Origin of the sequence: Rhodoferax sp. (assembly GCF_039922535.1) — a bacterium.
Lineage (GTDB): Bacteria > Pseudomonadota > Gammaproteobacteria > Burkholderiales > Burkholderiaceae_C > Rhodoferax_B.
The window spans coordinates 1-11803 of the sequence record NZ_JBDTEM010000193.1; the positions used below are offsets into that span (position 1 = coordinate 1).

The window sequence follows — 11803 nt, forward strand, 5'->3', positions numbered from 1 at the left end:
TGGAAGGCCGTAGCACCTGCCCACATCGACCTGAACGCCTTCAACACCGGCGACTATGCCCGTGCGGCTAGCATGAAGAACGAGTACGAGAACATCTCATGGGTGCTTTACCCCAATGACAGCACGCCCGCCGGGCGCGAACTGCGCCTGAAGCAAGAGTATTTCTTTGTGTCGGCATCGGTACAAGACCTGGTGGTGCGGCACCTGCGCGAACACCCCTCGCTGGACAACCTGGCCGAGCACGTTGCCATCCATTTGAACGACACCCACCCCGCCATTGGCGTGGCCGAGTTGGTGCGCGTGCTGTGCGACGACCACGGTATGCCTTGGGACAAAGCCTGGGCGATTTGCTGCAAGACCTTCTCGTACACCAACCACACCCTGATGCCCGAGGCGCTGGAAACCTGGCCCGTGGGCCTGATGCAACATGTGCTGCCGCGCCACTTGGAAATCATCTTCCGCATCAACAAAGAATTTCTGGAAATGGCGGCCCAGCACCGTCCGGGCGACAACGCGTTCCTGGCGCGCCTGTCGCTGATCGACGAGCAAGGCGAGCGCCGGGTGCGCATGGCCAATCTGTCGATCGTGGGCAGCCATAAGGTGAATGGTGTGTCGGCACTGCATTCCGAGCTGCTGGTGCAAACCATTTTTGCCGACTTCGCGGCCATCTGGCCTGACCGTTTCACCAACATGACCAATGGTGTGACCCCGCGCCGCTGGCTGGCCCAGGCCAACCCTGGCTTGTCGAATCTACTGGACAGCACGCTGGGCAAAGGCTGGCGCCTGGACCTGGACCAGCTGCAAAAGCTCAAGTCCAAAAAAGACGATACGGCCTTCCAAAAGTCCTTCATGGAGGTCAAGCGGGCCAATAAGGTGCACCTGGCCAACGCCATCGAAAAAAGCACAGGCATCAAGGTTAGCCCCGACAGCCTGTTTGACGTGCAGGTGAAACGTATCCACGAATACAAGCGCCAACTGCTGAATGTTTTACACGTGGTTACGCGTTACCAGGCTATTTTGGCCAACCCTACGGCTGCGTGGGTGCCGCGTACCGTGATTTTTGCAGGCAAGGCGGCCTCCAGCTACGTCACCGCCAAGTCCATCATCCGCCTGATCCACGATGTCGGCAGTGTCATCAACAACGACCCCCGCATTGGCGACAAGCTCAAGCTGGTGTTCATGCCCAACTACGGCGTGTCGGTGGCAGAAATCATCATGCCGGGTGCTGACTTGTCTGAACAAATTTCGACCGCTGGCACCGAAGCCTCGGGCACCGGCAACATGAAGCTGGCCCTGAACGGCGCGCTGACCATCGGTACCGACGACGGTGCCAACATCGAAATCCGCCAAAACGTGGGTGACGACAACATCTTCATCTTCGGCCTCAAAACCCCCGAAGTGCAGGCGCTGAAGCAAAGCGGCTACCAGCCCATGCGCTACTACGAAAGCACGCCCGCCTTGAAGGCTGTGCTGGATGCGATCTCTGGTGGCCAGTTCTCGCCCGACGAGCCCGGCCGCTACCGGGCCCTGGTGGATTCGCTGCTGTGGGGCGGCGACCACTACCTGCTGCTGGCCGACTACGCATCCTATGTGGCCACGCAATCTCTGGTAGACGACCTGTACCGCCAGCCTTCTGCTTGGTGCGCCAAGGCCATCACCAATGTGGCGGGTATGGGAGTGTTCTCTTCCGACCGCACCATCCGCGAATACGCCCAGCAAATCTGGCATATCGCGGCAGACGTACCGAACGCGCTATAAACAAAAATGCGGTGACAGACAACACCGCAATAGCGCGATTCCTTCCATGTAAACCCACTCTAGATCGGTTCTTATGCTGCACGCCCATGATGTTGAGATGATTGGTGGCGCACGCCACGGAGATCCTTTTGCAGTGCTTGGCCCGCACGCACTGGCCACCGGCCTTACTTCGGTACGCTGCTTCCTGCCGGGCGCGCAAAGCGTGGTGGTGGAATCGACCAAAGGCATGGTGCTGGGGCCATTGGCACTGCATGACGAAGCCGGTTTTTTTGAAGGCGAAATCACGCTCGCTCCCGCTGCAGCCTACCGCCTGCGGGTGCAGTGGGCCGACGGCCACAGCGCCACCATCGACGACCCCTACCGCTTCTCCACGGTGCTGGGCGAAATGGATGTCTGGTTGCTGGGGGAAGGTACGCATCTACGGCCCTACGAGGTGCTGGGCGCCCAACCTACGACCATGGAGGGCGTGGCAGGCACACGGTTCGCCGTATGGGCGCCCAACGCCAGCCGCGTCAGCGTGGTGGGCGACTTCAATTTCTGGGACGGCCGCTGTCACCCGATGCGCCTGCGTCGCGAATGCGGCGTGTGGGAGCTGTTCCTGCCCGGCGTTAGCGTGGGTGCCAAATACAAATACGAGATCCGTACCCAGAGTGGCGAAGTATTGCCTGCCCGTTCGGACCCCTACGCCCTACAGGCTGAACTGCGTCCGGCCACCGCCAGTGTGGTGGCCAAGCTGCCCGCATTTGTGCCACCGTCGTTGGTGCGCAAACAGGCCAATGCATTGAATGCGCCCATCAGCATCTACGAAGTACATCTGGGCTCGTGGCGGCGCAATACCGATGAAGGTAACCGCTGGTTGGATTGGGACGAGCTGGCAGACACCCTGGTCACCTACACCCGAGACATGGGTTTCACCCACCTGGAACTGATGCCTATCAGCGAGCACCCGTTTGATGGCTCCTGGGGATACCAGCCCGTGGGCATGTACGCGCCCACCGCCCGCTTTGGCGACCCGGCAGGCTTTGTCCGCTTTGTGGCACGTTGCCACGCCGAAGGACTGGGTTTGATTCTGGACTGGGTGCCCGCCCACTTTCCCACCGATGCGCACGGCCTGGGCAACTTTGACGGCACCCACCTGTACGAATACGCCGACCCGCGCGAGGGCTTCCACAACGACTGGAACACCCTGATCTACAACCTGGGCCGTACCGAAGTCAGCAACTTCCTGGTGGGCAACGGCCTGTACTGGCTGGAGCGTTTTGGCGTGGACGGCCTGCGGGTGGATGCCGTGGCCTCCATGCTGTACCGAGACTACAGCCGCAAGGCCGGGGAATGGATTCCCAACGTGCACGGTGGGCGCGAAAATTTAGAGACTATCGCCTTTTTGAAGCGTATGAACGAAGTGGTGGGTGGCGAACGCCCGCAGGCCATCACCCTGGCCGAAGAGTCCACGGCCTTCCCCAACGTATCGCGCCCCACCTATGCCGGTGGCCTGGGTTTCCACTACAAGTGGAATATGGGCTGGATGCACGACACGCTGGCCTACATGGAACGCGACCCGATCTACCGCAAGCACCACCAGGGCGAAATCAGCTTCAGCCTGGTGTATGCGTTTACCGAAAACTTCGTGCTGCCGATCTCGCACGACGAAGTGGTACACGGCAAGGGCTCGTTGCTGAACAAGATGCCCGGCGACCGCTGGCAGCAATTCGCCAATCTGCGCGCCTTCATGGGCTATATGTTTGGCCATCCTGGCAAAAAACTGCTGTTCATGGGCTGCGAATTTGCCCAAGACCGCGAATGGAACTTCGAGCAAAGCCTGGACTGGCATCTGCTGGACCAGGCCCCCAATGCTGGTATGCAAAAACTGGTGCGTGACCTGAACCAGCTCTACCGCACCACCCCGGCGCTGTACCAGCAAGATTTTGAACCCGCAGGGTTTGAGTGGATTGAGCACAACGATACCGAACGCTCGGTGCTGAGCTTTATCCGCCGGGGCGTGGACGACACCAGCTTCATCGTGGTGGTGTGCAACTTCACCCCGAATGTTTGGAATGGCTACCGGTTGGGTGTGCCGCAAGCGGGTACATACTACGAAAAACTGAATACCGACTCGGCGCACTACGGCGGCAGCAACGTCGGAACACCACTTGGCACGGCTTCTGCTGAGGCAGTTTCCATGCACGGTAAACCGTATTCTGTCGTACTCAACCTACCTCCCCTGGCCACAGTGATGCTTGAATGGAAAGCCTGACAACTACCTCTGCCCCACCCGCGGTCCTTCCCGGTCGCCCTGCCCTGCCCGAAGTACAAGCCGGCCAGCCCTGGCCGCTGGGTGCCAGCTTTGATGGCACTGGCATCAACTTCGCGGTCTTCTCTGCCCATGCCCAGGCCATGGATGTATGCATTTTCGATCCCAACGGCCAGTACGAGATTGCCCGGTTCCGGCTGCCCGCCCACACCAGCGACGTGTGGCACGGCTATTTGCCGGGTGCCCAGCCGGGTCTGGTGTACGGGTTACGGGCCCACGGTCCCTGGCGGCCAGATCGGGGGCACCGTTTTGATGCATCCAAGCTGCTGCTCGACCCCTACGCCCGCGACATCGTGGGCCAGTTTGTATGGCGCGACGAGCATTTTGCGGGCGACCGGTTGCACCCGCGGCATATGGACACCCGTGACAACGCAGCGTTGGCACTCAAGGCCCGCGTCACCTTCGACCAGTTTGACTGGGCGGGTGACAAAGCCCCGCGCGTGCCGCTGGCGAATTCGGTGTTCTACGAATGCCACGTCAAAGGCTTTTCCAAGCTGAATGAAAACATTCCACCCACCCTGCGTGGTACTTTTGCCGGGCTGGCGCACCCTGCATCGGTCCAGCATCTGCAGCAGTTGGGCATCACCGCAGTGAGTCTGTTACCCGTGCAGTATTCGCTCAGCGAAGAGCGTTTGAGCCGCATGGGCCTGAGCAACTACTGGGGTTACAACACGCTGGGGTTTTTCAGCGTGGATCCGCGGCTGGCCAGCGGTGTGGACGGTGTTTCGCCCCGCGACGAGTTCCGCACCATGGTCAAGACCCTGCACGCGGCCGGGCTGGAAGTGCTGCTGGACGTGGTCTACAACCACACGGCCGAAGCCGGTGACGGCGGCCCGACCATCAGCTTTCGCGGCCTGGACAATGCCAGCTACTACCGCCTGCCGCCCGAAGCCCCGGCCTATTACGACAATTATTCGGGCTGCGGCAACACCATCGACGTGCGCCAGCCGCGCGTGCTGCAAATGGTGCTGGACAGCCTGCGCTACTGGGTCAGCGAGATGCACGTAGACGGCTTCCGCTTCGATCTGGCCCCGGTGCTGGGCCGCACCGATACCGGTTTTGACCGCAAAAGCGCCTTTTTTACCGCCGTGGCGCAAGACCCGGTGCTGTCGCGGGTGAAGATGGTTGCCGAACCCTGGGACATAGGCCCTGGCGGCTACCAAACCGGTGGTTTCCCCCGTGGCTGGCTGGAATGGAACGACCACTTCCGCGACAGCATGCGTGGCTTCTGGATACAAACCGCTGCCGCTTCCGGTGCGCCGTTAGCCGAAAACACCCGTGCCGACATGGCCCAGCGCCTGTGCGGCTCCAGCGACATGTACCAGCCGCGCCAGCGCGCCCCGGCCGAGTCGGTCAACTACGTGGTTTCGCACGACGGCTTCACCCTGCGCGACTTGGTCAGCTACAACGAGCGCCACAACCTGGCCAACCTGGAAGACAACCGCGACGGCCACGGCCACAACCTCAACTTCAATTGCGGTGCCGAAGGCCCCAGCGACGACCCGCTCGTCGCCATCCTGCGCGGCAACTTGCAACGCGCCCTGCTTGCTACTACTTTGCTAGCGCAAGGCACACCGCTGATATGCGCTGGCGACGAATTAGGCCATACACAGGGCGGCAACAACAACCCCTATTGCCAGGACAACCCCACCACCTGGATCGATTGGGCTGCCGCCGACGAAGACCTTATCGCTTTCACCCGCCGCGTGATCGCCTTGCGCCACCAGGCCCTGCCCTTTGCCAACCACTGGTACAGCGGCGTGGCCGACCTGCTGGGTTTGCCCGATCTGTCGTGGCTGCGCGGTAGTGGCGTACCTCTGGAAGGCGATGCTTGGCGCGATCCAGAACACCGCGTGCTGGGCTGCCTGATCGGCAAACCCGGCAAGGCCAAGGCCCCGCTGCTGTTGCTGGTCAACGCGGGCAACACGGTTGACCCCTTCCTGCTACCCACCGGGAGCTGGCAGGTGGTGCTGGACAGCACCCATCCGCGCGGATTGGGTAGCGGGTCGGGCAAGGGCAAAGACATCTTCCCGCTGCCTGCCAACAGCCTTATCCTGCTCGCCGCCAAAGGTGCCGGTGTGTCAATTTAAAGCCGTGCGCCCTGCAAAGGGTGGCCTGCTAGACGGGTCAAGATCCCCAAAGGGCTTTGGTCGGGCCGGTACTGGTGCTGGGGCGGCATGAAAAACGTCTGCTCCATCATGTACTGGCCACCGTGCACCGCATGCATGGTTTGGTCAGAGAAACACACCCAGGTGCTGCCTGCGGCAAATTCCACCACAGTTTGCGGCGCGTTCTTTTGGTAGGCCGTGTCGCGCTTGAGGTGGTCGTGCAGCTGCAGCATCATGTGGTCGTACTCGCTGCGCAGCGACTTGGTGATGCCCAAGCCGCGCAGCAAATGCGCCTCCCAAGGCCGGTAGCCGGGAATCAAAGGCAGAAACTGCTGGGCCATGGCCTCAAAAGGCTCGCCCACGCGCCACACACGGGGCTTTTGCTGTGGGTTGACATTGCTGAACACCCGCAAAATCCGCTCGCCCCGGTTCGGTCGCGACGGAAAAGCGTCCACGTGCAGGCGCTTGTCGTCGGCCCGCCACGACTGGGCGCGGGTGGCCACCTCGGTGGGCCGGTAGCTGGTGGGTTCCAACCGCAAATGGGCGCTGTAGCGGGGAAACAGACCGTGCACCAGCTGCACCGCCTGGCGGCGAAAGCGCTGCATCATGCCGCTCAGGGCGGCGATATCTTCCGGTGAACCCACGGCCCCCTTGACGACACCGTGCGCAGGCTGGCTAATGTTGCGTGATTTGGGGGCCCGCACGCCGGGGCGCAGCAGCGGCAGCTCATCGGGCAGCAGCGTAAATGCCAGCGCCGGAAAATACAGCACGCCGCCGCTTTCCAAGGTATCGGTCAGCGCTTCGACGGGCTGGCGGCCCTCCCAATCAGACCCCGTGACTTCCATGATTTGATGTGACATGCCTTGATTTTCCCCGAGAATCCTGCTGCCATTGGCAACGGCCCGTGAATAACAGCAAAGCCAGCATTGCCGTCCACAGGTCCGAAAACGGCTAGTTCCCCAGCAGGCCTCGCGTAATATCGATGCATGACACCGAACGAACTGACGACCCACCTGGGCACCGACGACGATGCCTGCTACCGCGCCATGCAGGCCCGCGATGCCCGGTTTGACGGCTGTTTTTTTACCGGCGTGACCTCCACCGGCATCTACTGCCGCCCGGTCTGCGCCGTCAAAACCCCCAAGCGCGAAAACTGCCGCTTTTTTGGCCATCCGGCGCAAGCAGAGAGCGCAGGCTTTCGCCCCTGCCTGCGCTGCCGCCCCGAGCTGGCACCGCACGCGCTGGTCTGGTCCATGCAGGATGCCACCAGCATCCTGGCCCACCAGGCCGCGCGCATGCTGGACGAACCCGAAGCCTGGAGCGATGACGGCGGCAGCGCCCTGCCCGCGCTGGCGGCCCGCCTGGGTGTCAGCGACCGGCATCTGCGGCGCATTTTTGAAACCCACTTCAACGTCTCGCCGCTGCAGTACCTGCAAACCCGCCGCCTGCTGACGGCCAAGCAATTGCTGGCCGACACCCAACTTCCCGTGGCGCAGATCGCGCTGGTCAGCGGCTTTGCCAGCGTGCGGCGCTTCAACACGGTGTTTGTGGAACGCTACGGGCTCAATCCCTCGCAACTGCGCCGCAGCGGTGCGGTAGCTGAACGGGTGCAAGGCCTGGCGATCCCACTCGGTTACCGCCCACCCTACGACATCACGGCCATGGGAACATTTTTAGCCCAGCGGCAGGTAAATGCTATTGAATCAATAGCTGCCAGCGCAGGTACTATATGCGCCAGTCGCACTTTTTCTATAAAAATAAGCGAGACCACCCACGCAGGCTGGCTCCGTGCCGAATTTGTGCCCGAGCGCCACCAGGTGCGGCTGCACGTGAGCGACAGCCTGCAGGGCGTGCTGCCACTGGTGATCCGCCGCGTGCGCGCCTGGCTGGACCTGGATGCCGACCCCAAGGCCATCCACCGCGTGCTGCAAAGCCGCTTCCCCCACAGCGCAGGGCTGCGCGTGCCTGGCACGTTGGACGGCTTTGAGCTGGCGGTGCGCGCCGTGTTGGGCCAGCAAATCACGGTGGCAGCGGCCCGCACCCTGGCGCAGCGGCTGGTGGATGCGTTTGGTGTGCCCATCGCCACGCCCATCCCCGAGCTGACCCGGCTGTTCCCCAGTGCCACCGTGCTGGCACAGCTAACCGGCGACGCCTTGGGGCAGCTTGGCATCGTGAAACAGCGGCAAAACGCGATTCTGGCCCTGGCCCGTGCCGTGGACAGCGGCCAGCTCGCCCTGCATGGCGGTGGCCAGGTGCACGCCACCATCGCAGCACTGAAGGCGCTGCCCGGCATTGGCGACTGGACGGCGCAGTACATCGCCATGCGTGCCCTGCGCTGGCCGGACGCGTTTCCGGCGGGCGACGTGGCCCTGCACAAAGCCCTGGGCGTGCAGGATGCCCCCAATGTGCGGCTGGCCAGCCTGGCGGCCGAGGCGGCATCCCAGGCCTGGAAACCTTGGCGCAGCTACGCCGTGCTGCGCGCCTGGGCCGAATTACCCGCCAAGGCAAAAACCACTAAAAAGATAGCTACTCCCGCTTGATCTACCTGCGCCAACGGCCATTTTTATCTATGAAATTTACACCTCCTCCGGCCTACAGCCGCTTCGACACTCCGCTCGGCCCCATGCTGGCCGCCGCCACCGACCTGGGCCTGTGCGGCCTGTGGTTTGACGGCCAGCGCCACCTGCCCGACATGGCGGCCTGGAAACCTGCGCCCCAACACCCGCTGCTGCTGCAAACCGCGTCCTTCATCCATGCCTACTTTGCTGGGGATAAGGCCGCCTACTGCCTGCCGCTGGACCTGGCGGGCGGCACACCTTTCCAGCAGGCGGTATGGCAGGCGCTGCTGCAGATCCCGCGCGGCGCCAGCACCAGCTACGGCGCGCTGAGCCAGTCTTTGGGCCGACCCAGCGCCGTGCGGGCCGTAGCCGGTGCGGTGGGGCGCAACCCCGTCAGCATCCTGGTGCCCTGCCATCGGGTGCTGGGCATGGACGGCTCGCTGACCGGTTACGCCGGTGGGCTGGAGCGCAAAACCGCGCTGCTGCAACTGGAAGGGGTCTTGGTTTGAAAACAGCGCCCAAGCCCTGGATTTTTGATTTCTTGCTGCTGGCCGCCGTGTGGGGCGCGTCGTTTCTGTTCATGCGCACGGCCTCGGTGGAGATGGGCGCGGTGCCTACGGCTGCGGTACGGGTGGCGATTGCCGCGCTGACGCTGCTGCCCTTGCTGGTCTGGCGTGGGCAGATGCCTGCGCTGCGCCAGCACTGGAAGCCGGTGCTGTTGGTCGGCATGCTGAATTCGGGTGTGCCGTTCGCGCTGTTTTCGTTTGCGCTGCTGTCTATCACCACCGGCTTGTCGTCCATTTTGAATGCCACCACCCCGCTGTTTGGCACGCTGATCGCCTGGCTGTGGCTGAAAGACCGGCCCAACGCCTCGCGCAGTCTGGGCTTGGTCATCGGCTTCATCGGCGTGGCCCTGCTGGCCTGGGACAAGGCCAGCTTCAAGCCCGATAGCCACGGTATTGCACCCGGCTGGGCCGTGCTGGCCTGCTTGCTGGCCGCCACCTGCTATGGCATCACCGGCAGCTACACCAAACGTTTTTTGAATGGCGTGCCCCCCTTGGTCACCGCTACCGGTAGCCAGATCGGTGCCGCCCTGGGCCTGGCCCTGCCCGCCCTCTGGCTGTGGCCTGCGCAGTGGCCCAGCCTGCACGCCTGGGCCGCGCTGCTGGTGGTGGGCACGGTGTCCACCGCGCTGGCCTACATCATCTTTTTCAGGCTGATTGCCAACATCGGCCCGGCCAAGGCACTGACCGTGACCTTTGTGGTGCCGGTGTTTGCCGTGTTGTACGGCGCGGTGTTTCTGGGCGAGGCGCTGACCCCGTGGATGGTCGGCTGCGGGCTGGTGGTGGTGTGCGGCACGGCCCTGGCTACAGGCCTGTTACGTTTACCCACACGGCATTAGGTGCAACCCGTATTCCCCCCTGCGGTAGCAACCGTACAATTCGCAGCGCCGCGCATTCAAAGCGCTTTGGAGAAATACGATGACCAGCACCTTGCCCGCCCAAATGCGCCAACTTTGGCAGCAGCTCTACCAAGACCAATACGCCGATAAGCTGGAGCAGTTCCTGACCGAAGTGCAGGCCGCGGCCCAATCTGCATCGCCCCCACCGCCCGCCACCTGGTTCAAGGAAGTGGTGGTGTATTCGCTGTACGTTGACCTGTTCAACAAAGACTTCAAGGGCCTGACGAACCGCCTGGCCTACCTGCAAGACCTGGGCGTGACCTGCCTGTGGCTACTGCCCATTTTGGATTCGCCCATGCGCGACGCGGGCTTTGACATCAGCGACTACACCAAAATTCGCAGCGAGCTGGTGGGGGGCAGCGATGCCGCCGCCCAGGGTACGTTTGCCGAATTTCTGGCCGAGGCGCACCGCCGCAATATCCGCGTGATCTTCGACGTGGCCATGAACCACTGCTCCGACCAGCACCTATGGTTCCAGGAGGCCCGCAAAGGCCCCGACAACCCCTACCGCGACTACTTCATCTGGAGCGATACCACCGAGAAGTACAAAGAGGCCCGCATCATCTTCAAAGGCATGATGCCCAGCAACTGGCACCCCTTGCCCGAAGCGCCCGACACCTACTTTTTCCACCGCTTCTTCGACTCGCAGCCCGACCTGAACTACCGCAACCCCGAGGTGCTGCTGGCCATGTGCCGCGTACTGCTGTTCTGGGTGGCGCAGGGCGTGGACGGCTTCCGTGCCGACGCGATTCCGTATCTGTGGAAGGAAGAAGGCACGATCTGCGAGAACCTGCCCGGCACCCACGCCATCGTCAAGTTCTTCCGCGCCGTGCTGGACACCGTGCGCCCCGGCACCATTCTGCTGGCCGAACCCTGCATCTTGCGCAGCCACCCAGGACGCCGTGCCTGTCGGCGCCGCCTGCACCGACGCCTCGAGCGCGTGCAACTACGACGATGCGATCTGCTCGTGCGGAGTCCACTGCAGCAACTACCCGATTCGCCAGCCTGACTGCGATGCCGATGCCGGCCGAACCACGGGCTGCTGCGACACGACGAAGGTGACCTGGCAATGCTTCTCCGGTCCGAAATACTGCACGCAGCCGCGTCCGCGTATTGGCGCTGCGTGCACCGCCGCCGACGTCTCCTGCGCCATTGGGCCGCCGGGCGAGTGCGGTCAGACCGTGATCGAGTGCCAGAAAGGGATCTGGAATCTGAGCAACGCCGAGTGCCCGGTCTCGACGGCGAAGGCGAAGCGCGAGATTTCGTACATCGATCCGAACGAGGGAGATCGCTTGCACGACGAGCTGATGAGCGTGCGCCTTGCCAGGTATCGCTACAAGGCGGGTGACGACGCGCCGCACCTCGGGTTCATCATCGAGGACATGCCGCCCGGAAGCGCGGCGGTGCTTCCCTCGCGCGATCGGGTCGATCTTTACGGGTACGTGAGCATGACCGTGGCCTCGCTCCAGAAGCAGCAGAAAGAGCTCGACGCGCTGAGGACGCAGATGACCGCCCTCGAAAAAGAGAATGCCGCGATGAAGCGAAAGCTCAGTGCGCCTCGTTGAGGTCGACCTTCGTTCCCGGGCTGGGGGGTGCTTCGTCTCCG

General features: G+C 62.9%; 9 protein-coding genes. 8 read left to right on the plus strand and 1 reads right to left on the minus strand.

Going from position 1 to position 11803, the window contains the following annotated elements; all coding sequences use genetic code 11:
* The 3 genes from ABI213_RS09185 to glgX all read left to right on the plus strand — a co-directional run.
* On the plus strand, positions 1 to 1758 hold a 1758-nt coding region (locus ABI213_RS09185), incomplete at its 5' end, for a glycogen/starch/alpha-glucan phosphorylase (RefSeq protein WP_348026815.1).
* 73 nt (positions 1759 to 1831) lie between these two features.
* Positions 1832 to 4012, plus strand: a complete 2181-nt coding sequence (gene glgB, locus ABI213_RS09190; protein WP_348007539.1) for a 1,4-alpha-glucan branching protein GlgB — start codon at positions 1832 to 1834, stop codon at positions 4010 to 4012.
* Entirely contained in the window at positions 4000 to 6159 is a 2160-nt protein-coding gene (gene glgX, locus ABI213_RS09195) for a glycogen debranching protein GlgX (protein ID WP_348007538.1), read from the plus strand. Before glgB ends, glgX begins: the two co-directional genes overlap by 13 nt.
* On the opposite strand, the gene ABI213_RS09200 is transcribed toward glgX, so the two are convergent.
* Positions 6156 to 7037: a Kdo hydroxylase family protein gene (locus ABI213_RS09200; protein WP_348007537.1), complete on the minus strand. Its 882-nt coding sequence runs from the start codon at positions 7035 to 7037 to the stop codon at positions 6156 to 6158. The genes glgX and ABI213_RS09200 overlap by 4 nt on opposite strands.
* Before the next feature lie 126 nt (positions 7038 to 7163).
* Between ABI213_RS09200 and ABI213_RS09205 the strand changes: the two genes are divergently transcribed.
* The 5 genes from ABI213_RS09205 (at position 7164) to ABI213_RS09225 (ending at position 11762) form a co-directional block, all read left to right on the plus strand.
* On the plus strand, positions 7164 to 8717 hold the full coding sequence (locus tag ABI213_RS09205) for an AlkA N-terminal domain-containing protein (protein ID WP_348007536.1): 1554 nt from the start codon (positions 7164 to 7166) through the stop codon (positions 8715 to 8717).
* Positions 8718 to 8746: 29 nt separating this feature from the next.
* On the plus strand, positions 8747 to 9244 hold the full coding sequence (locus tag ABI213_RS09210; RefSeq protein WP_348007535.1) for a methylated-DNA--[protein]-cysteine S-methyltransferase: 498 nt from the start codon (positions 8747 to 8749) through the stop codon (positions 9242 to 9244).
* On the plus strand, positions 9241 to 10137 hold the full coding sequence (locus ABI213_RS09215) for a DMT family transporter (RefSeq protein WP_348007534.1): 897 nt from the start codon (positions 9241 to 9243) through the stop codon (positions 10135 to 10137). Before ABI213_RS09210 ends, ABI213_RS09215 begins: the two co-directional genes overlap by 4 nt.
* 79 nt (positions 10138 to 10216) lie before the next feature.
* Positions 10217 to 11206 (plus strand): alpha-amylase family glycosyl hydrolase, encoded by a 990-nt coding sequence (locus ABI213_RS09220; protein WP_348026817.1) that lies wholly within the window; start codon positions 10217 to 10219, stop codon positions 11204 to 11206.
* 49 nt (positions 11207 to 11255) lie between these two features.
* Positions 11256 to 11762, plus strand: a complete 507-nt coding sequence (locus tag ABI213_RS09225) for a hypothetical protein (RefSeq protein WP_348026819.1) — start codon at positions 11256 to 11258, stop codon at positions 11760 to 11762.
* Positions 11763 to 11803: the final 41 nt, after the last annotated feature.